The 19,668-nt window shown below is 67.2% G+C and carries 18 protein-coding genes; 13 read left to right on the forward strand and 5 right to left on the reverse strand.

Translation table 11 applies throughout. The annotated features are described in order from the left end of the window. The first annotated feature begins 53 nt into the window (after nucleotides 1-53). From GU920_RS07290 to GU920_RS07310, 5 genes are all read left to right on the forward strand, one after another. Nucleotides 54-1,901, forward strand: a complete 1,848-nt coding sequence (locus GU920_RS07290; protein WP_161766256.1) for an ABC transporter ATP-binding protein — start codon at nucleotides 54-56, stop codon at nucleotides 1,899-1,901. Further along, nucleotides 1,898-3,748, forward strand: a complete 1,851-nt coding sequence (locus GU920_RS07295) for an ABC transporter ATP-binding protein (RefSeq protein WP_161766257.1) — start codon at nucleotides 1,898-1,900, stop codon at nucleotides 3,746-3,748. Before GU920_RS07290 ends, GU920_RS07295 begins: the two co-directional genes overlap by 4 nt. Nucleotides 3,749-3,767: 19 nt before the next feature. Next, entirely contained in the window at nucleotides 3,768-4,190 is a 423-nt protein-coding gene (locus tag GU920_RS07300; protein ID WP_161766258.1) for a VOC family protein, read from the forward strand. Further along, nucleotides 4,187-5,416 carry a class I SAM-dependent RNA methyltransferase gene (locus GU920_RS07305; protein WP_161766259.1) on the forward strand — a complete coding sequence of 410 codons (1,230 nt, stop codon included), beginning with the start codon at nucleotides 4,187-4,189 and terminating at the stop codon, nucleotides 5,414-5,416. Before GU920_RS07300 ends, GU920_RS07305 begins: the two co-directional genes overlap by 4 nt. A gap of 110 nt (nucleotides 5,417-5,526) precedes the next feature. Further along, on the forward strand, nucleotides 5,527-6,024 hold the full coding sequence (locus tag GU920_RS07310) for a L,D-transpeptidase family protein (protein ID WP_161766260.1): 498 nt from the start codon (nucleotides 5,527-5,529) through the stop codon (nucleotides 6,022-6,024). A gap of 36 nt (nucleotides 6,025-6,060) precedes the next feature. Here GU920_RS07310 and GU920_RS07315 read toward each other — a convergent pair whose 3' ends face one another. Beyond that, complete coding sequence (locus tag GU920_RS07315; RefSeq protein WP_161766261.1) at nucleotides 6,061-6,594, reverse strand: CAP domain-containing protein; 534 nt, start codon at nucleotides 6,592-6,594, stop codon at nucleotides 6,061-6,063. 228 nt (nucleotides 6,595-6,822) lie between these two features. Here GU920_RS07315 and GU920_RS07320 point away from each other — a divergent pair, with 228 nt between their 5' ends. Continuing rightward, nucleotides 6,823-7,434 carry a L,D-transpeptidase gene (locus tag GU920_RS07320; RefSeq protein ID WP_161766262.1) on the forward strand — a complete coding sequence of 204 codons (612 nt, stop codon included), beginning with the start codon at nucleotides 6,823-6,825 and terminating at the stop codon, nucleotides 7,432-7,434. Nucleotides 7,435-7,579: 145 nt separating this feature from the next. Continuing rightward, nucleotides 7,580-7,759 carry a hypothetical protein gene (locus GU920_RS07325; RefSeq protein WP_161766263.1) on the forward strand — a complete coding sequence of 60 codons (180 nt, stop codon included), beginning with the start codon at nucleotides 7,580-7,582 and terminating at the stop codon, nucleotides 7,757-7,759. Between the two features lie 104 nt (nucleotides 7,760-7,863). On the opposite strand, the gene hemH is transcribed toward GU920_RS07325, so the two are convergent. Next, nucleotides 7,864-8,919 carry a ferrochelatase gene (gene hemH, locus GU920_RS07330; protein ID WP_235933165.1) on the reverse strand — a complete coding sequence of 352 codons (1,056 nt, stop codon included), beginning with the start codon at nucleotides 8,917-8,919 and terminating at the stop codon, nucleotides 7,864-7,866. A 115-nt stretch (nucleotides 8,920-9,034) separates the two neighbouring features. Then, nucleotides 9,035-9,859 (reverse strand): SAM-dependent methyltransferase, encoded by an 825-nt coding sequence (locus GU920_RS07335; RefSeq protein WP_161766264.1) that lies wholly within the window; start codon nucleotides 9,857-9,859, stop codon nucleotides 9,035-9,037. A gap of 24 nt (nucleotides 9,860-9,883) precedes the next feature. Between GU920_RS07335 and GU920_RS07340 the strand changes: the two genes are divergently transcribed. The 6 genes from GU920_RS07340 (at nucleotide 9,884) to GU920_RS07365 (ending at nucleotide 14,245) form a co-directional block, all read left to right on the forward strand. Beyond that, nucleotides 9,884-10,603: a ComF family protein gene (locus GU920_RS07340; RefSeq protein ID WP_161766265.1), complete on the forward strand. Its 720-nt coding sequence runs from the start codon at nucleotides 9,884-9,886 to the stop codon at nucleotides 10,601-10,603. A gap of 40 nt (nucleotides 10,604-10,643) precedes the next feature. After that, nucleotides 10,644-10,898: a glutaredoxin 3 gene (gene grxC, locus GU920_RS07345; RefSeq protein WP_161766266.1), complete on the forward strand. Its 255-nt coding sequence runs from the start codon at nucleotides 10,644-10,646 to the stop codon at nucleotides 10,896-10,898. Further along, nucleotides 10,898-11,734: a carbon-nitrogen hydrolase family protein gene (locus GU920_RS07350; RefSeq protein ID WP_161766267.1), complete on the forward strand. Its 837-nt coding sequence runs from the start codon at nucleotides 10,898-10,900 to the stop codon at nucleotides 11,732-11,734. The genes grxC and GU920_RS07350 overlap by 1 nt, the downstream gene beginning before the upstream one ends. A 10-nt stretch (nucleotides 11,735-11,744) precedes the next feature. After that, nucleotides 11,745-12,203 carry a MarR family winged helix-turn-helix transcriptional regulator gene (locus tag GU920_RS07355; protein WP_161766567.1) on the forward strand — a complete coding sequence of 153 codons (459 nt, stop codon included), beginning with the start codon at nucleotides 11,745-11,747 and terminating at the stop codon, nucleotides 12,201-12,203. Nucleotides 12,204-12,415: 212 nt separating this feature from the next. Then, complete coding sequence (locus GU920_RS07360) at nucleotides 12,416-13,297, forward strand: PfkB family carbohydrate kinase (RefSeq protein ID WP_161766268.1); 882 nt, start codon at nucleotides 12,416-12,418, stop codon at nucleotides 13,295-13,297. 117 nt (nucleotides 13,298-13,414) lie between these two features. Beyond that, complete coding sequence (locus tag GU920_RS07365) at nucleotides 13,415-14,245, forward strand: YihY/virulence factor BrkB family protein (protein ID WP_161766269.1); 831 nt, start codon at nucleotides 13,415-13,417, stop codon at nucleotides 14,243-14,245. Here the strand turns inward: GU920_RS07365 and GU920_RS07370 are convergent. Continuing rightward, complete coding sequence (locus GU920_RS07370) at nucleotides 14,239-17,763, reverse strand: translocation/assembly module TamB domain-containing protein (RefSeq protein WP_161766270.1); 3,525 nt, start codon at nucleotides 17,761-17,763, stop codon at nucleotides 14,239-14,241. The two genes, GU920_RS07365 and GU920_RS07370, sit on opposite strands and share 7 nt — an antisense overlap. After that, nucleotides 17,763-19,580, reverse strand: a complete 1,818-nt coding sequence (locus GU920_RS07375; RefSeq protein WP_328799239.1) for an autotransporter assembly complex protein TamA — start codon at nucleotides 19,578-19,580, stop codon at nucleotides 17,763-17,765. The genes GU920_RS07370 and GU920_RS07375 overlap by 1 nt, the downstream gene beginning before the upstream one ends. Nucleotides 19,581-19,668: the final 88 nt, after the last annotated feature.

The following is a 19,668-nucleotide window of genomic DNA, read 5'->3' on the forward strand; positions in this document are numbered from 1 at the left end:
CCTTTCCGGCGAAGGGGTCTATATGGTGACCTCGCACGCAAGAGGCTTTGTCCGTGTTTCGTTTTTTCGAAGGCCTCGTTGACCCCTACGGTCCTTACGAGCAAACCGATACGCCGCCCCGGCGGCTCTGGCCCTTTCTGAAAGACTATATCCGCCCCTTCCGGATGGTCTTTTCGATCACGGCTGCGCTGTCGGTGGTCACCGCCTTCGCCGATGTGGCGCTGATCTGGTATGTCGGGCGGCTGGTGGACCTGTTGGCCGATAACGGCCCGCAACAGGCCTGGGCGCTTTATGGGACAGAGATGATCCTTGTCGCGCTGGCCGTGCTGATCCTGCGCCCGATCCTTCTGGTGGCCAATGTGGCGCTGTTGCACAACGCCATCCTGCCCAATTTCGGCACGATGATCCGCTGGCGCGCCCATGCCCATGTGATCCGCCAGCCGGTGGGCTGGTTCGAATCCGATTTCGCCGGCCGCATCGCCAACCGCATCATGCAAACCCCCCCTGCTGCGGGCGATGCGGTGTTCCAGACCTTCGATGCCGTGGCCTTCGCCTCTGTCACCGTGGTGGGCGCGGGCATCATGCTGGCCGAGGCCGACCCCCGGCTGCTGTTGCCGCTGCTGATCTGGTTCGCGCTCTATGCGCTCCTTGTCCGCTGGACCGTGCGCCACGCAGGCCCCGCCTCCAAGGCCAGTTCCGACGCCCGCTCCGCCGTCACGGGCCGCGTGGTCGATGCCTATACGAACATCCATTCGGTAAAGCTTTTTGCCCATGACGCGCGCGAACTTGATTACGCGCGCGACTCGATCGAACACGCCCGCAAGACGTTTCAATCGGAAATGCGCATCATCACCAAGATGGACCTCGCGCTCACCGTCCTGAACGGCTTCCTGATCGTGGCCATCACCGGCTGGGCCATTTTCCTGTGGTATCAGGGCAATGCCACCCTTGGCACCGTCGCCGCCGCCACCGCGCTGGTCCTGCGGCTCAACAACATGACCTACTGGATCATGTGGGCCTTCTCCTCGCTCGTGCAGGCGCTGGGCGTGGTGCAAGAGGGGATGGAAACCATCGCCCAGCCCATCACGCTGGTGGATCGCCCCGATGCCAAACCGCTGCAATTCCGCGAAGGCCGGATCGACATCGAAGGCATCAGCCACCATTACGGGCGCGGCTCGGGCGGGTTGGAAAACCTGTCGCTCTCCATCCGCCCCGGCGAAAAGGTGGGCGTCGTGGGTCGCTCCGGCGCGGGCAAATCCACGCTGGTGAAACTGATGCTGCGCTTCTACGACTGCGAGGAAGGCCGCATCCTGATCGACGGTCAGGACATCGCCCATGTCACGCAATCCAGCCTGCGCCGCCAGATCGGCATGGTGCAACAGGACAGTTCGCTCCTCCACCGCTCGGTGCGCGACAACATCCTCTATGGCCGCCCCGATGCGTCTGATGCCGACATGATCGCCGCCGCCAAACGTGCCGATGCCCATGATTTCATCCTGACGCTGGAAGATCCGCAGGGCCGCCGCGGCTATGATGCCCATGTGGGCGAACGCGGCGTAAAACTGTCGGGCGGCCAGCGCCAGCGCGTGGCGCTGGCCCGCGTCATCCTGAAGGACGCGCCGATCCTTATCCTGGATGAGGCCACCTCCGCCCTGGATTCCGAGGCAGAGGCCGCCATCCAGTCCGCGCTTTACGGTGTCATGCAGGGCAAGACCGTAATCGCCATTGCCCACCGCCTGTCCACCCTGTCCGAGATGGACCGCATCGTTGTTCTGGACGGCGGCCATATCGCCGAACAGGGCAGCCATTCCGAACTGTTGGCGCAGAACGGGCTGTATGCCCGCTTCTGGGCGCGCCAGTCGGGTGGTTTCATCGGGCTGGAAGAAGAGGCTGCCGAATGAACCTGTCCGCCACCCTTGGCAATCTGATTGATGCCTTCCGCCCCGCCGACGGCCCGCCGCCGCGAAAGCTGGGCGCCTTCATGAACTGGTCGCTGCGCGGATCATGGCCCATGCTGGTGATCGCGGGCATCCTGTCGTCGCTCGCCGGGGTGACAGAGGTCGTTTCTGCCCTCATCCTCGGCTGGGTGATCGACGCGGCCCTTGCCTCCGGGCCGGATCGCTTCTTCGTCGATCATGGCCTGCTGATCGCCGCGTTCCTGATCTTCTACATGCTGCTGCGGCCGCTCGCCTTTGGCATATCTTCAGCGTCGAACTCCATCATCGTGGGGCCGAACGTCCTGCCCCTCGTCCTGTCGCGCCTGCACCGCTGGACGCTCGGTCAGGCCGTCACCTTCTTTGACAACGATTTCGCGGGCCGCATCGCCACCAAACAGATGCAGGCCGCCCGCGCCGTCACCGATGTCGCGACCGAGGTGATCAACACCGTCTGTTTCGCCCTCGCCTCGGTCATCGGGTCGGTCGTGTTCCTTCTGGTGATCGACGCCCGCATCGCCATGGCGCTGGCCGTCTGGCTCGTGGTCTATGTCCTTCTGATCCGCTTCTTCATGCCGCGCGTCCGCGTGAACTCCGCCGCCCGCGCCTCGGCCCGCGCCATGGTGTCGGGGCAGGTGGTGGACACGATCACCAACATCAAGACGGTGAAACTCTTCGCACATGCCGCGTTCGAGGATCGCGTCGCCCTGAAATCCATGGAAGTGTTCCGCGAAAAATCGCTGGAATTCGGCGTCATCTCCACATGGTTCCGCTTCTCGCTGATGACGGTGGCGGGGATCCTGCCCGTCCTTTTGATCGGCGGCGCGGTCCTGCTGTGGATGCAGGGCGCGGCCACGGCGGGCGACATCGCCGCCTCGGGCGCCATCGCCATGCGCATCGCCCAGATGTCGGGCTGGGTCAGCTTCACCCTGATGTCCATCTACACCAGCGTGGGCGAGGTGGAGGATGGCATGAAAACCCTCGCCGTGCCGCACGCCCTTGCCGATGCGCCGGATGCGCACGACCTGCCACCGATCCGGGGCGAAGTTCGCTACGACCATGCCAGCTTTGCCTATGGCCGCCAGCGCGGCGGGGTGGAACAGATCGACCTCACCATCCGCCCCGGCGAAAAGCTGGGCATCGTCGGCGCGTCCGGCGCGGGGAAATCCTCGCTCGTCTCGCTGCTCCTGCGGCTCTACGATACCGAAGAGGGCGCGGTCCTGATCGACGGGCATGATGTCCGCACCGTCACGCAGGAATCCCTGCGCCGCCAGATCGGCATGGTCACGCAGGAAACCGCGATGTTCAACCGCTCCGCCCGTGACAACATCGCCTATGGCAATCCCGGCGCAAGCGACGAGGCGATCATCGCCGCCGCCCGCGCGGCCGAGGCGCATGATTTCATCGTGAACATGGTCGATCACAACGGGCGCAAGGGCTATGACGCCTTCCTCGGCGAACGCGGTGTGAAACTCTCGGGCGGCCAGCGCCAGCGCATCGCCCTTGCCCGCGCCTTCCTCAAGGATGCCCCCATCCTCGTGCTGGATGAGGCCACCTCTGCGCTGGATTCCGAGGTGGAGGCGAACATTCAGGAAGCGCTCGGCCGCGTCATGCAGGGAAAGACGGTGCTTGCCATCGCGCACCGACTGTCCACCATTTCCGCCATGGACCGCATCATCGTCATGGACAATGGCCGCATTGTCGAAGAAGGCACCCATGATGCCCTTCTCGCCAAAGGAGGCCTTTACGCCCGCTACTGGAACCGCCAATCCGGCGGCTTCATCGGGACGGATGAACAGGAAGCGGCGGAGTGATCCGCCAAAAGGGGCAGGAATGGATTACGCAACCGTCGGGGGCGCAACGCTGGGCCAGTCGCTGCGCGGGATCGGGCTGAACATCCTGACGCGCGACGCGGGCGCGCTGGCCCGTTTCGTGGCCGATGTGTTCGGCCTTGATCTTCTGCGCGCCAGCCCGGATTTCGCCCTTGTCCGCCATGACGGGCAGATCCTGCAATTCCACGCCGACAGCACCTTCGCGGGCCATCCGCTGCATGATCTTCTGCCCGAAAACCCGCCGCGCGGGGTGGGCCTGCAGATCTACCTCTTCGGCACCGATCCCGATGCCGCCGCCACCCGCGCCCCGGCCTTGGGCGGCACCGTCGCCGAACCCCCGCGCGACAAACCGCACGGCCTGCGCGAAGCCACCATCCTTGCCCCGGAAGGCCAGGCCTTCACGGCGGCCCGGGCGCTGCCATGATCCTGACAATCGAACGAATCGGCCATCTGGGCGATGGCATCGCCCGCGGCCCGGATGGCCCGATCTACGCCCCGCAAACCCTGCCGGGGGAACAGGTCGAAGGCACCCTGCAAGGCGACAGCCTGACCGATATCCGCATCCTCACCCCCGCGCCCGACCGCAAGAAACCGCCCTGCGCCCATGCCCGCACCTGTGGCGGTTGCCTGATGCAGCACGCCTCCGATTCCTTTGTCGAAAACTGGAAAGAGGGAATCGTGCGCGGCGCCCTCGCCGGGCAGGGGCTGGATGCGCCCTTCCGCCCCACCCATACCTCGCCCGCCCGCACCCGCCGCCGCGCCACGCTCGCCGCGCGCAAGACAAAGGGCGGCGCGCTTCTGGGCTTTCACGCCCGCGGGTCCGACCTGATCATCCCCGTCCCGAATTGCCAGCTTCTCCACCCCGATCTCATCGCTACCTTCCCCGCGCTCGAGGCGATCACCCGCCTCGGCGGGTCGCGCACGGTCGAACTCGCGCTCACCGTGACGCGCAGCCTTGCCGGTCCCGATGTGGCCGTCACCGGGGGCAAGCCGCTGGATGCCGCGCTGCACCTTGATCTCGCCCGCCTCGCCGAACAGCACGGCCTTGCCCGCCTGACATGGGATGGCGAAACCGTCGCCCTGCGCGCTGCCCCGATGCAGCGCTTTGGTCAGGCGCTGGTCGCCCCGCCCCCGGCGGCCTTCCTGCAAGCCACGGCTGATGGCGAATCGGCCCTCCTCGCCGCCGTGGCCGATGCCATCGGCCCCGACGCGCGCCGCATCGCCGATCTTTTCGCAGGCTCCGGCACCTTTGCCCTGCCGCTGGCCGAACGGGCCGAGGTGCACGCGGTAGAAGGCGATGCCGCCATGATGGCAGCGCTGGAAAAGGGCTGGCGCAACACGCCCGGCCTGAAACGCATCTCGACCGAGACGCGCGATCTCTTCCGCCGCCCGCTGGAACCCGATGAATTCAAAGGCATCGACGCCGTGGTGATCGACCCGCCCCGCGCCGGGGCCGAGGCGCAGTTCGCCACCCTGTCGCGCAGCGCGGTTCCCGTCATCGCAGCGGTATCCTGCAACCCCGCCACCTTCGCCCGCGACGCGCGGATGCTGGTGCAGGCGGGCTGGCACCTCGATTGGGTGCAGGTCGTGGATCAGTTCCGCTGGTCATCCCATGTCGAACTCGCCGCCCGGTTCCGCCGCCCCGCATGAACGATGACACATCCGTGAGCGGCCCCTCCGAACGGCTGCCTAGCCAGACCGGGCGATTTGCGCTATGCGCAGGAAAAAAAAATCAAACAAACGGCGAGGCGGGCAGTGGTATGCGGTTCCTGAAGGTTTTTCTCATCCTTGCGCTGGCGGTGGGCTTGTCCGCCTGCGGCCCGCGGTCAAAATTCCTGAAATATCGCGGCCCCGAGGTGACGTCGGTGCAGGTCCACAAGGCCGACCGCAAGATGTATCTGCTGCACAATGGCCGCGTGCTCGAATCCTATGACATCGCGCTGGGCTTCGCCCCGCAGGGCCACAAGCAGTTTGAAGGCGATGGCAAGACGCCCGAAGGCACCTATTACATCACGCACAAGAACCCGCGCTCGCGCTTCCATCTGTCCTTGGGCATCTCGTACCCCAACATCGCGGATGCGGAATATGCCGAAGCGCAGGATAAATCCCCCGGCGGCGACATCTTCATCCATGGCGGCCCGCTGGGCCCCATCGCGCGCCGCGACTGGACCGAAGGCTGCATCGCCGTGACCAACCGGGAAATGGAACAGATCTATTCGATGGTCGAACCGGGCACCGTGATTCACATCCTGCCCTAGGTGCCGTGGCAAACGGGGGCCAATGGCCCCCGGATGTCAGACCAGCCCGGCGCTGCCCATGACCAGCGTCCACCAGATCTTGCCATTCTGTTCCTGGAACCAGGCAAAGCCCATTTCGGTGGCATTGGGATCAAGGATCACCGCCCGCATGTCGGGGCTTTCCATCCATGTGGCCAGCGTTTCCAGTTCCGTCTCGAACGTCTCGGAAATCAGCTCACCCGTCAGCTTGCCGCCATAGCCCACGCGCCGCACCCGCTCCAGCGGCGAAGACCCGTCCGATCCGAAATGCCAGGGCCGGTTCTGCACCGACATGTCGCGCGAATGGGTCGCCGCCGCCGCGTTCAGCTGCGCGTTCAACGTGACCGGCCGCAGGTTGCGCGACTGCCGCAGCGCATTCACCGAATCCAGAAGCCGGTATTCGATCACGCCCGCACCCTGCGCCTGCGTGTTATAGACCTGCGGCAGCGGCAACCCGTCCGGCCCCAGCTTCGGCCCCTCACCCATCGAAGGCGCACAGGCCGCCAGCAGAACCGCAGCCCCGCCCAACATCAGCATCCCACGTCTGTTCATCGTACCGCTTGCCCCCTGCGCCCCGGCGCCTGCTCCTTTGCCTGCTCTTAGCGAAACCGGCCCTTCAGTTCAAACGCAACCCGCAACCCCGCGTCAGAGTCGCGCGGCTTTGCCGATTGACATGTCTTTGATTTGCCCAAAGGCGCAAAAATCGCTATTGCCCTAGAAAAACGGGTTGCCAACGCGCGCAGACGCGGCCGCCCGAAGACCTGAAGGGGCAAGCAGACCATGACTGATGATCCGAAACTCCGCCTGAACCGCCGCCATTTCGTGACGGCTGCCTCTGCCGCGCTGGGCGCGGGCGCGCTGGGTGCGATGCCCGCCTTTGGCATGGAGGGCTCTACCGAAGTGCTGCCCGGCGCCTCCAGCTCGGTGCGCAACAACGCCTCCAGCTTCCGCATGCTGGATTGGCAGGGCTATTTTGAGAATACCCGCAACGGCGCGATCCTTGTCGATCTCACCTCGCGCGCGCTGCATTTCTGGTCCGAGGATCAGTCGATCTATCGCCTCTACCCCACCTCGGTCCCGCTGTCCGAAGACCTCACCCGCCGGGGCCGCACGGAGGTTGTGCAAAAGGTCGTGGCCCCCACATGGCGGCCCACCCCGGCCATGCTGGAACGCAATCCCGAATGGCCCGCCGTGGTCGAAGGCGGCGCACCCGACAACCCGCTGGGAACGCACGCACTTTACCTGTCATGGACCTATTACCGCATCCACGGCACCCATGACACGCGCAAGATCGGGCGCCGCTCGTCGAACGGCTGCGTCGGGCTTTACAACGAACATATCCAAGAATTGTTCGCACTGACCAAAGTCGGCACTCAGGTGTTGCTAATTTGACGATATGCGCCTCAACGGCGCGTTTTGGCGTCGAGCCAAGTTGCAATCCGGCAAAGTTGCTGCTTAACAGAAGCCACGAGGTATATCTTGGGTGCATGTCGTCGCCTCTGCAACATTCGGCGTCATGCGATAACTGGAGGTTAATATGAAGAAACTTGCGCTCGCTGCCGCTCTGACGGTTGCCGCCTCGACCGCTTTCGCCGGCGGCATGGTTGAACCGGTCATGGAACCGGAAGTTGTCGAAGCGAACACGTCGTCCTCGGCTGGCGGCATCGTTGTTCCGCTGCTGCTCCTGCTGGTCATCGCGGCTGCTGCCTCGAACTGATCTGTCGGATCACGATACAGGAAAGGGTCGGTGGCTTGGCCACCGACCCTTTTCCTTTTCCGCCCCAAGGGGTCTGATCGCCGCGATCCGGCCCGACCGGGTGCTCAGCGCACCCAGCCGGTCAGGTTTTCCTCGATCACGCTGACCAGCGCGTCGATATGCGCATCGTCATCGTTCAGGCAGGGGATATAGGTGAACACCTCGCCCCCCTCATGCTCGAACGCCTCGCGGATCTCGCCGTTGATCTCTTCCAGCGTCTCGATGCAGTCCGCCGAAAAGGCAGGCGCAATCACCGCGATCTTCTTCTTCCCCTGCTTGGCCAGTTCGGCCACATGCTCCACCGTGTAGGGGCGCAGCCATTCCTCGGGGCCAAAGACCGACTGGAACGTGGTGTCGATCGACCCCTTCTCCCATCCCAGCCGCTCCCGCAGCAGGCGCGAGGTTTTGGCGCATTGGCAATGGTAGGGATCGCCCTCCATCAGATACCGCTTGGGCATCCCGTGATAGGACGCGACAAGGACATCGGGCTTGTGGTCCAGTTCCGCATAGGCCCGCTCCACCGATTGGGCCAGGGCCTCGATATAGGCCGGATGCTCGAAATACTCCGGCACGGTGCGCACCGAAGGCTGGCGCTTTTCCTTCATCAGCGCGCGAAAGAACTGGTCATTCGCCGTGGCCGACGTCGCACCCGCGTAATGGGGATACAGCGGGAAGAACAGGATCTTCTCACACCCCGCCTCCACCATTTCCCGCACCTTCGATTCCGTCGAAGGGTTACCATAGCGCATGCAGAAATCGACCATCACCTCATCGCCATGCTTGGCGGCCATGGTTTCGGCGATCTTGCGCGTCTGGTTCTTGGTGATCGTCAGCAGCGGGCTTTCATTCAGCTCGTGGTTCCAGATCAGCTTGTAATTCGCCCCCGATGAAAAGGGCCGCTTCGACAGGATCACCAGCTGCAACAGTGGCTGCCAGATCCAGGCCGAATAATCCACCACCCGCTTGTCCGACAGAAACTCGTTCAGATAGCGCCGCATCGACCAGTAATCGTAATTGTCCGGCGTCCCCAGATTGGCGACCAGAACACCGACCTTGGCCCGCCGCACCTTCGGATGGTCTGCCGGGGCATGGGCAAGCCGCCCCTGACCGGGCTGAATCATGGCCGGGCGCGCGTCCGTCTGGGCGAAGCCCGCGTTCTGTGCCTTGGCATCCAGCATGGTGTTTTCCTTGAAATCCTGATCCCAAAGGCGGGACATATAGGCTTATACGCCCCGGTCAACCATTCGGTTCAGTGTCAGGCAGCCGCACCTCGCGCACCGACAGCGCGTCGGCCAATCTTTGGGCAGCCGTGCCGGGACGCAGCGGTTTTTGCTGGCTTTCATGCGGGGCCCAGCCCGTCAGTCCGATGATCTCGAATGTCGCGCTCAGCCGCCCATCGGCCAGGGCGTGGTGCTCTGCATAAAGCTCGGCCGCGCGGGCGAACACCGCGCGCCGCGTGGGCCGCCGCAGGCGCGCGGCCAGCGCATTGCCCTCGCCCATCTGCCGCAGATCGCGCAAAAGCGCGCCGAAATCGCCATAACTCACTGTTTTCGTGAAACTGTCCGCCACCGGCAGCGCAAAGCCCGCCCGTTGCAACAGCGCCCCCAGATCGCGGATCTCGCCCATCGGCAGCACGCGCGGCGACAGGCCACCCGTCACCTCGGCCTCGGCCTGCGCCAGACAGGCCCGCAACTCCGCCAAGGTCTGCCCCCCGAACAGAAACCCAAGGAACAGCCCATCCGCCCTGAGCGCCCGGCGGCACTGCACCAACTGCCCCACCGGATCATTCGCCCAATGCAGGCACAGCGCATGGATCACCAGATCGTGACCGCCCGGCGGCAGGTCCAGCACCTCGTCATCTGCCACCTTGCGCGCCGCCATCGGCCACAGGTCGGCAAAAGGCGTGACCACGGCCACATCCGTAAACGCCCTGTTAACCTCTGCCAGTCTCTCCTGCGCCTCCAGGGCCACCTCGTCATGCAGGAACAGCGCCGCGCGCTCGGCGCGCTCGCGGTTGCGGGTCAGGGCCTGCCGGTCGGTCAGAAGGGGCGGTGTCTGCATGGCGCGGAACATGAGGAAGCGGGAATGGGAATGCAAGCGCTGGTCAGGCTGATCTACCCCGCGCAATGCCTGTCCTGCGGCGACAAGGTGGACACCGACTTCGCCCTCTGCCCGGCTTGCTGGCGGGATACGGGCTTCATCACCGGCCTTGTTTGTGACACATGCGGCACCCCCCTCCCGGGCGAAGATACCCAGCCCGTCCAGTGTGACGACTGCCTCACCCTCGCCCGGCCCTGGCATCAGGGCCGGGCGGCGCTTTTGTACCGCGATACTGGGCGCAAGCTGGTGCTGGCGCTCAAACATGGCGACCGCGGCGATCTCGCCCCGCCTGCCGCCCGCTGGATGCAGCGCGTGGCGGCACCCATCGTCACCCCCGGCATGATCGTGGCGCCGGTGCCGCTGCACTGGCTGCGCCTTGTCCGCCGCCGCTACAACCAGTCGGCCCTTCTCTCCGCCGCTTTTGCCCGCCTCGCCGCGCTCGACCATATCCCCGACCTGCTGCAACGCACCCGCCGCACGCCCACACAGGATGGCCGCGACCGCGACGGTCGCTTCCGCAATGTCCAGACGGCGATTCGCGCCCATCCCCGCCACGCCTCCCGCATCGCGGGCCGGGATGTCCTGCTCATTGATGATGTCATGACCAGCGGCGCCACCCTTGCCGCCTGCACCGAGGCCTGCCTTGCCGCAGGCGCAAGCCGGGTATCCGTATGTGTGCTGGCCCGCGTTGCTAAGGATGCCTAAATCCCTATAGTTCCGCGCAATCGCCAAAGGACCGCATCCCGTGAAACCCGTCGAAATCTACACCACGCCCATCTGCCCCTATTGCATGGCCGCCAAACGCCTGCTCACCCGCAAGGGTGTGGCCTTCACCGAAATCGACGTCAGCCGCGACCCCGCCCTGCGCGATGCCATGACCGCCCGCGCCGGGGGCCGCCGCACCGTGCCGCAGATCTTCATCGGCGGCACCCATGTCGGCGGCAGTGATGACCTGCACGCGCTTGACCATGACGGCAAGCTTGATCCGATGCTCGCCTGATGCGCGCGGGCCTTGTCCAGCTGACCGTCTCTGACGACCCGGCCGCCAACCTGCCGGACACGCTGGCGCTGGTCCGTGCTGCGGCACAGGGGGGCGCGGGCTTCGTCCTCACCCCGGAATGTACCAACGCGCTCTCCTCCAACCGCACCCGCCAGCGCGCCCTTTTCCACCCCGAGGAAACCGATCCCACCCTCGCCGCCCTGCGGGATGAGGCGGCGCGCGCGGGCATCTGGCTGCTGATCGGCTCGCTCGGCCTGCTGACGGACGATGCCGATGGCCGCTTCGCCAACCGCTCCTTCCTGATCGCGCCGTCGGGCGACATCGCCGCCCGCTACGACAAGATCCACATGTTCGATGTGAACGTCTCGGAAACCGAGGTGTACCGCGAATCCTCAGGCTATCGCCCCGGCAACCGCGCCGTGCTGGCAGATACCCCCTTCGGCCGCATCGGGATGACGGTCTGCTACGATCTCCGCTTCCCCCATCTCTATCGCCGCCTCGCGCAGGCCGGGGCCGAAATCCTCACCGTCCCCGCCGCCTTCAACCACATCACCGGGGCCGCGCATTGGGAAACGCTCCTCCGCGCCCGCGCGATTGAAACCGGCTGCTACGTCCTCGCCCCCGCCCAGACCGGCTTTCACCCCGAGGTTGAGGGGAAGGGTCGCCGCACCCATGGCCACAGCCTCGCCATCGCCCCTTGGGGCGAAATCCTCTCCGACGCCGGAACAGAACCCGGCATCACCTTCGCCGATCTCGACCTGGCCGAGGTCGCCCGCGCGCGCGACCGCATCCCCTCGCTCTCCCATGACCGCGATTTCACGGGGCCAGCAGCATGAGGCATGGGGGATGACCGGCAAACCCGCTGACGAAAAGACCGAAGACATCGCCGTTGCCCTTTTCGGCGAACTCTTCATGGCCGATCAGCTTGCCCGCAACCGCATCTCGCGCGTGCTGCCCAAGGGGATGGAACTGTCGCATTTCGGCGTGCTGAACCACCTCGCCCGGGTGAATGACGAACGCACCCCGGCGCAGTTGGCCCGCGCCTTCCACGTCACGCGCGGGGCGATGACCAACACCCTTGCCCGGCTGGAATGGGCGGGACATGTCCATATCCGCCCCGATTGGGATGATGCCCGCCGCAAGTTCGTGGCCATCAGCCCCGCCGGACGCGCCGCCCGCGACGCCGCCGTTCAGGCCGTCGCCCCCCTGATCGCCGAAGTGGTGCAACAACTCGGCGCCGACCGCGTCCGCGCCGTCCTCCCCGTCCTGCGCGAAATGCGCACCCGGCTCGAGGGTGAGGGTTAGCCCGGCACCCCGCGCCCGCGTGACACCGGACCCTCGGCCCGATGGCGCGATCTCATCCCCAGAACGCGGGCGGGCCTTCTCGCGGATGCCTGCCACCGCTATCATCACGGTCACCCTCCGTGATCCGGCCGCAGTGATCACGCCACCGGGGGAAAGCAGGGCTGACCATGCGGAATCCAAGGGTCACCCGGCCAATGCAAAGGGGATCGTCCGTGCCGCAACCGCCCGTCGTCCTTGTCGTGGGCTCCCTCCACCATGACATCATGGTCGAGGCCGACCATCTGCCGCGCGTGGATGAAACCGCCGTGGGCCGACGCTGGTATCCGAAATTCGGCGGCAAGGGCGGCAATCAAGCCGTGGCCGCCCGCGCCGCCGGGGTGCAGGCCCGGATGTTCGGGGCGGTGGGCCGTGACGCCTTTGGCGACTATCTCCTCGCCGCCCTCGACCGCGGCAAGGTGGACCGTCACTTTGTCCGCATCCTTGATGATGCACCCTCGGGGATGAGCGTTGCGATACAGGATCGCGCGGGCGACTACGCGGCCACCATCGTTTCCGGCGCCAACCTCTGCCTTGATCCGGCGCTGCTGACGGATCCCGCGCTTTGGGCCGATGTGGCCGTCCTCGTCCTGCAGAACGAGGTGACGCCCGACATCAACCTCGCCGCAGCCACCGCCGCCCGCGCGCGGGGGATTCGGGTCATCCTCAACGCGGCCCCCGCGCGTGAGGTGCCGCCCGCCCTCGGGGCCTGCGTGGATGTTTTGGTCGTGAACGCGGTCGAGGCTGCGATGTTCGGCGCCGATCCGGTGACAGACCTCGCCTCCGCCCGCGCCGCCGCCGGCCACCTCGCGGCGCGTTTCGGCAGTGTCGTAGTCACTGCCGGGGCGGCGGGCCTTGCCGCCTGCACGGCCGGGGGCGCAAGGATCACCCTTCCCGCGCGCAAGGTCACGGTCGCCAGCACCCATGGCGCGGGCGACTGCTTCACCGGCACCCTCGCGGCGGCGATGGCCACCGGCCACGATCTCGAATCCGCCTGCCAACAGGCCTCTGACGCCGCCGCCCGCCATGTCGCAGGCGTGGGGGCCGCCACCGCCTGATCCACCACGGGGGCATCGGGGCCAGTGCGACGCCGCCTGTCACCGCGACGCGCCAGGATCGGCTTCGCCCGGGCGGACAGGATTGCCCCGTCCCCCATCCTCCCCTACCTTCCCGGGATGCAACTGCCCAACATCCCGACCCTGATCAAAGATCTCTGGACGCTGTCCGACGAACGCGAGCTGGATCTCATCGCCGCAGGCATCGCCTTTTACGGCTTTCTCGCCCTGTTTCCCGCCGCCGCCGCCGTCATCATGATCTGGGGCAGCTTTTCCGATGCCACCCTGATCCGGCAGGAACTGGAACTTGCGCGCGACTACCTTCCCCCCGATGCGTGGAACCTGATCTCACAGCAGATCGAGGCGATCCTTGCCGGCCCGCCCGGTGGCTTCGGTCTGGCCACCTTCCTGTCGCTCTTCCTTGCGCTCTGGACGGCGCGCGCCTCGGTCGCTGCGCTGATGCGCGGCCTCAACGCCATCCACGGCTTGCCGAACCGCGCCGGGCACCGGCATTTCGTCCGCTCGCTCCTGCTCACGCTGGTGATGGTGGGCCTTGCCATCGCCGGGCTTCTGGCGGCGGTCGTAGGCCCGCTGATCCTTGCCTTCCTGCCGCTGGGCGGCCTCACCACCGTCGCGCTGGAACTGCTGCAGCTTCTGCTCAGCCTGATGATCGTCATCCTCGGCGTGGCGCTGGTCTACCGGCTCGGCCTGAACCGCGAAATCACCCACCGCCTCTTCACGCGCGGCATCTTTGTCGCCGTCCTCATCTGGGTGGCGGCCTCACGCGGGCTTGTCGTCTATCTGGCGAACTTCGACACATACAACCGCATCTACGGGTCCATCGGCGCGGTGGCGGCGCTGCTGGTCTGGCTGTATCTCTCGGGCTACGCCATCCTTCTGGGGGCTGCCGTCGATGCCGCCCGGGCGCAGCGCAAGCGGGTGGATCAGTAATCCTTCTCGAAATAGACGCCGATCCCGGTATCGCCCGAACTGCCCGTCCGCCCTCGCACAGTGACCGAGTCCGTCACATCAAGATTCAGGTTGATTTGGCTTTCGCCGCGATCATCCACCTCCACCTCGGTATAGACATTCTCCGACAGGTATTTCCCCGCCCGCACCGTCGCGCCGCCATCGGCCCCGGTCTGCACATCCAGATCGTCCAGCCCGAACCCCTGCCGCAGCCGCCCCACGATGCCCACCCCGCCCCGGCCCGCCAGCGTGGCCACGGCATTGGCCAGCTGCGCCGCCTGCAAGACTGACAGCGTCTCGATCCCACGCCCGAACAGCAGGCGCGACAGCACCTCCTCCTCGGGCAATTCGGGGCTGGACCGGAAGCTTACCACCGGCTCGGTCGCCGGGCCGTCGATGCGGATGAAACTGGTGATCCCGTCGCTTTCATTCGATGCCGCCACCGCCAGCACAGGGGTAAAGTTCCCCGCCAGCGTCATCGTCGCCTCGCTCAGGTCCAGCCGCCGCCCAAGGATATCCAGCCGCCCCCGGATCAGGCTGAACGTCCCCGACGGCACCACCGCCGCTGTCGTCCCGCCCAGCCGCAACGCGCCCCCCAGTTCGGCATCAAGGCCCCGCCCGCGAATGTATATCTGTGACGGGGCGGAAATCAGCAGGTCCAGCGCAAAGGGCCGCGCGCCCCCGCCGCCCGCGCCCGCCGTCTCAAGGCCCAGCAACCCCGCCCGCGCCCGCGTGGCGCGCACCTCTGCCGGTTCGTTCACATGCCGCAGATCCGGGATATCCGCCGAACCGCCCAGACCGGTTGACGGGATCTGCACTTCGGTCTCGGCCAGATCAATCTGGCCGCCGATGGTGCCACCCCCTGTCAGCGGGCCGCGCACCGTCACGGCGCCATTCGCGGTGGTCTGGTACAGCTGCGGGTCGCGCAGCACCGCGCCCTGCAATCCGACGCGCAGATCGGCATTGAACGGCGCGGCCAGCCCGACCGTCCCGCCCAGATCAATCCGCCCGCCGCTGCTCAGCGCGCCACCCCCCGAAAGCTGCGCCCGCCCGCCGCCCAGATCGGCATTCACCGCCACATCCTGCAATGCAAAGGCAAGGCCCGGATCGGCGATCCGCCCCCCGCTCAGCCCCACCCGCCCCGACAAGGACGCCGCAGAAAGCGGCCCGTTCAGCCCGAGGTCGAACCGCACCAGCCCCGAAATCAGCCGCCCGGAAAGGAAGGCATTGGCCAACCCCGCCTGCGCGCTGCCCGCGATGCGCAGATCACCGCCCGATCCATCGGGCCGCAGCCGCCCGGTCACCCGCGCGTCGATCCCGCCCGGCCCCTGCCCGCGCAGGTTCAGATCATACCCCTGCCCGTCATCCGCCGCCGTTCCGCTGACCGTCAGCACACCGGGAAAATCCGGCAAGAGCAGCGCCAGATCGGCCAGCCGCGCCTCAAGGTTGATCCGCCGCGCCGCGCCCTCGGCGCGGCCATCCGCCACCACGCGAAGCTGCGGGTTCTCCACCCGCGCCGCGTTCAGCACCACCTGCCCCCCCGCGATGGACAGATCCCCCGAAAGCACCGTCTCGCCCCGCAGCAGCCGGTCCGCCTCGGCCTGCCCGATGGCAAGGTTCCGCCCCCGCCCGTTCACCGTCACCCGGCCCGCATCCGCCGCGCCGGCAAAGCGCACGTCCCCCGCAAAGCCGCCGCGATAACCCCCGCCCAGCACCGACAGATCCGCGAAATCCACCGTCCCGCGCAGGTCGCTCTGCCCGCTTGTCACCGTGCCGCTGGCCTGCGCCCGCAGGCCATTCGCCGTCACCGTCAGGTCGCGCAGCACCGTGCCGGTCGCCGTCCGCGCCGCGTCCAGCGCGATCCGTGACGTCCCCGCCAGCAGCCGGTCCACCTCGGCCTGCGCCAGCGCCACATCCTGCCCCGTCAGGGCCACCTGTCCGTCAAAGGCGCCCGTCAGCGGGCTCGCACTGCCCTCGACGGTCAGCCCCGCCGCCCCGGTCAAGGGCCGCCCCACCAGCGCCGACAGCCGCGCCAGATCCTCCACCCGCGCCTCGGCCGTGCCGCTGATCGCCAGATCGGTCTCCAGCCCCGCCACCAGCGCGCGCCCGCTCAGCCCGTAATCCGCCCCCTCCAGCACGATGCGCGGCAGCCGCAGCCCCGGCCCGCCCTCCTGCCAGGACAGGATCACCTGCCCGTCCAGATCGGCCCCCAGCGCCTGCGCCAGCGCCGCATCCTCGGGCGCCAGCCCGCGCGCGGTGAAATCCAGCGTCGCGCCGACATGCGCCCGCCCGTCGCGCTGCCAGATCCGCCCCGCCCCATCCAGCGCCAGCCGATCCGCCCGCAACCCCCGGCGATCCAGCCCGTCGATCACCACATCGCCGGTCCACCCCTCGCCCGCGGCCCGGTCATAGGCCACATCCAGCGTCACCGACCGCACCCGCGTCTCATCCTCGCCCGACAGCGGCAGCAGCACGGGTTGCCCCGACTCCAGCCCGATCCGCCCCGTCAGATTAAAGGCCAGCGGCAACCCCCCCGCCGACAGCGTCGCCTGCCCCGACAGATCCATCGCCTGCGTGTCCAGCCGCAACCGATCCAGCCGCAGCACCCCTTCAGCCGACCGCGCACCCGCCGCCTGCACCACGATGCTGTCACCGAAGAAGGCGGCATAGTCGGGCATCCACAGCGGCGCCAGATCGCCCGCCAGATCGACATCGAACCCCCGGCTGCCATCCTCGGCCCCGATCAGCTCCACCGTCCCGCTCAGCCGCTCCTCGCCATCCGTCGTCAGTGCGACATCGGCCACGAAATCGGTGATCGGCCCCGCGCCCTGCACCGCCAGCCGCGCCGAAGGGGTGCCGGGGATCCCCAGCTTTGCCACCGCGATGCCGCCCGCCTCTTCCTCGGCCACAAGGTTCAATTCGAACTGCCCGGTCGCATTGGCAAAGGCCGCCGTCAGGTCCAGCCGCCCAGCAGGCCCGTCATCGCTCCGCTCAAGCAGCAGTTCCGTGCGCCCCTCACCCCCGGCAAGCTGCGCCGATGCCTCCAGCCGCGCCTCCAGCGCTTCGCCCAGCACCGCCTCGCCCAGCACGATCCGCTCTGCCGCCAGCCGCCCGATGCTGATCGACACGGGCAGATCGGGCAGGGCGAATGTCCCCGCCTCGGGCGACGGCGCCGCCGGTTCGGTCTCAGGGATGCGCTCCAGCACGATCTCGCGCGCCGAAAGCTCCGACACATCCACCACCCCGCGCAACAGGGCCGACCGGCTCCAGTCCAGCGTCACGCCTTCCAGCGTCAGCCAGATGCCCGAATCATCCGCGATGGTCAGCCGCTCCATCGTCGCGCGCGACGACAGCGCCCCCTCAAAGCCGGTGATCGTCACCGCCCGCCCGGCGCCGGAAAGGTTGTCCTCCAGAAAGGCCGTCAGATAGCCGCGGTCATCCTCTTGCGCCGTGGCAGAGAGGGGCAGGCAGATCAGGGCAAGAACAGGCCACCACCGCATCAGAACGCCTGCCCCAATCCCACATAGATCTGCACCCCGTCGCCCGTGGTGCCGCTCACCGGCGCCGCCACGTCCAGCCGGATTGGACCAAAGCCGGTATCATAACGCAGGCCCAGCCCCGCGCCCGAATGCCAATCCCCGCCCGTGCCAAAGAACCCGTCCAGATCCACCCGCCCGGCGTCAAAGAACCCCACCACGCCGATTCGATCCGTCACCATCGCCCGCGCCTCAAGCTGCGTGCCGATGAAATGCGTGGCCCCGATCTTGGGCGACAGCGCGCCCCGCGCCACATTCACCCCCAGCGACTGATAGGGTTGTCCGCGCACCGTGCCGCCGCCACCGCTGTAGAACAGGTCATCGCGCGGCGTATCCAGCAGGGCCGATCCCGTGATCAGCCCCAGTTGCAGCCGCCCCGCCAGAACAACCCGGTCCGCCGCGCCAAGGCCCAGATAACCGCGCGCGTCGATCTTGGTCCGCGCGCCCGTGCCTGTGGTGCCAAGGCCAAAGAAGGGCTTCACCTCGGCATCCAGATAGAACCCTTCCGTCGCGTTGGTCTTGTCGTTGCGGCGGTCCCAGTTCACGCCGATGGGGATGGATACGTTGCGGAACAGGAAATCGCTCACCCGGTCGCGGCCATTGGCATATTCATAGCCGATCCCCAGCCGCCCGGTCAGCGTGTCGCTGAAATAATGCGTCAGGTTCACGCCGATGGTCGCCACATCGGCCACGTAATCCTCTTCGTCCAGCCGCCCGATCTCGGCGGCAAAACCCAGCGTGGTGTCGGGCGTCAGCGTGGCCGGTCGGTCCAGCGTTACGCCCAGTGTGTAATCCACCCCGCTGTTCTGCGCGCCGATATTGGTGATCTCGCCATCCACACGCAGCCGCTCGGCCCCGCCCAGAAGGTTGCGATGCAGCCAGTAGCCGGTCAGCGACAGCCCGTCCTGACTGGCGATCTCGGCGCCGAAACTGTAGCGGCGCGGCAATTCCTCGACGATGGCCGCGGTGATCGGCACCAGATCGGGCGACAGTACGTCGCCCTCGGTCATGGCGACCGACCGAAACACCCCCGTCCGCCGCAGCCGGTTCGCCGCGCGTTCCAACTCCTGCGGCGAAAACACCTCGCCCTCGGGCAGACCGGCGATCTTGACAACGCGGCGCACCTCCATCCGCTCGGCCCCTTCCACCGTCAGCGGACCAAAGCGCAGGCGCGGCCCCGGCTCCAGCGCGATCCGCGCGGCCAGCGTCGCATCGCGGTGATTGGCGGTCACGTCCTGCCCGGCCACACGCGCCTTTGCATGGCCCCGGTCGCGCCAGCCCGAAACGCCCGCCGCCGCCGCATCCCGCACCACGCCCGACAGGGCGGGTTGCCCGGCGGCAAAGCCGGGCGGCAGCGCCGTGCCGGGCGCCAGCGGCGCCACCTCGGCCTGTGACAGGCGGAAGGCAGGCCCCGGCTCTACCGTCACCTCGATCACGTCGATGCGTCCGGGCGCATCCAGCGGCGCGATCGACGCCGCCTCGCGCCCGTCCACGCGGATCGTGATCACGCCGGAATAATGCCCCTTGGCGTAAAGCGCGCCCAGCAGTGCGGCATATTCCGCCCGCGCCGCAGCGAACAGGTCCTGAGCATCGGTCTGCCCGTCCAGTTCCGACGACACCAGCAGCGAAGCGGCGCGCAGCGCATCGGCCACATCCTCGGCCGCGCCCGGGGTGCGAAACTCCAGCCGTTCCAGCGCCGCCGCAGGCCCGCTCAGCACGCCGAACGCAAGGACCGCCGCCCCGCAGGAACGGCGCAGGGGCCGGATGGAAAAGGGCGGCACGACAACCTCCGAAATCAATGCCCCTGACTATCGCAACCTATCCCGTCCGGTGCAATCTCCCGCACCGGCCAACTGCCATAATCCGCCG

This window comes from Paragemmobacter ruber, assembly GCF_009908315.1.
GTDB classification, from domain to species: domain Bacteria; phylum Pseudomonadota; class Alphaproteobacteria; order Rhodobacterales; family Rhodobacteraceae; genus Paragemmobacter; species Paragemmobacter ruber.

Excerpts from the sequence above, each read along its gene's own strand:
- GU920_RS07300 (WP_161766258.1), top strand. The coding sequence starts at position 3,768 with ATGGATTACGCAACCGTCGGGGGCGCAACGCTGGGCCAGTCGCTGCGC.
- hemH (WP_235933165.1), bottom strand. The coding sequence starts at position 8,919 with ATGATTCAGCCCGGTCAGGGGCGGCTTGCCCATGCCCCGGCAGACCAT.
- GU920_RS07320 (WP_161766262.1), top strand. The coding sequence starts at position 6,823 with ATGACTGATGATCCGAAACTCCGCCTGAACCGCCGCCATTTCGTGACG.
- GU920_RS07370 (WP_161766270.1), bottom strand. The coding sequence starts at position 17,763 with ATGCGGTGGTGGCCTGTTCTTGCCCTGATCTGCCTGCCCCTCTCTGCC.
- GU920_RS07310 (WP_161766260.1), top strand. The coding sequence starts at position 5,527 with ATGCGGTTCCTGAAGGTTTTTCTCATCCTTGCGCTGGCGGTGGGCTTG.
- GU920_RS07325 (WP_161766263.1), top strand. The coding sequence starts at position 7,580 with ATGAAGAAACTTGCGCTCGCTGCCGCTCTGACGGTTGCCGCCTCGACC.
- GU920_RS07340 (WP_161766265.1), top strand. The coding sequence starts at position 9,884 with ATGGGAATGCAAGCGCTGGTCAGGCTGATCTACCCCGCGCAATGCCTG.
- GU920_RS07305 (WP_161766259.1), top strand. The coding sequence starts at position 4,187 with ATGATCCTGACAATCGAACGAATCGGCCATCTGGGCGATGGCATCGCC.
- GU920_RS07315 (WP_161766261.1), bottom strand. The coding sequence starts at position 6,594 with ATGAACAGACGTGGGATGCTGATGTTGGGCGGGGCTGCGGTTCTGCTG.
- GU920_RS07350 (WP_161766267.1), top strand. The coding sequence starts at position 10,898 with ATGCGCGCGGGCCTTGTCCAGCTGACCGTCTCTGACGACCCGGCCGCC.
- GU920_RS07295 (WP_161766257.1), top strand. The coding sequence starts at position 1,898 with ATGAACCTGTCCGCCACCCTTGGCAATCTGATTGATGCCTTCCGCCCC.
- GU920_RS07335 (WP_161766264.1), bottom strand. The coding sequence starts at position 9,859 with ATGCAGACACCGCCCCTTCTGACCGACCGGCAGGCCCTGACCCGCAAC.
- GU920_RS07355 (WP_161766567.1), top strand. The coding sequence starts at position 11,745 with ATGACCGGCAAACCCGCTGACGAAAAGACCGAAGACATCGCCGTTGCC.
- GU920_RS07365 (WP_161766269.1), top strand. The coding sequence starts at position 13,415 with ATGCAACTGCCCAACATCCCGACCCTGATCAAAGATCTCTGGACGCTG.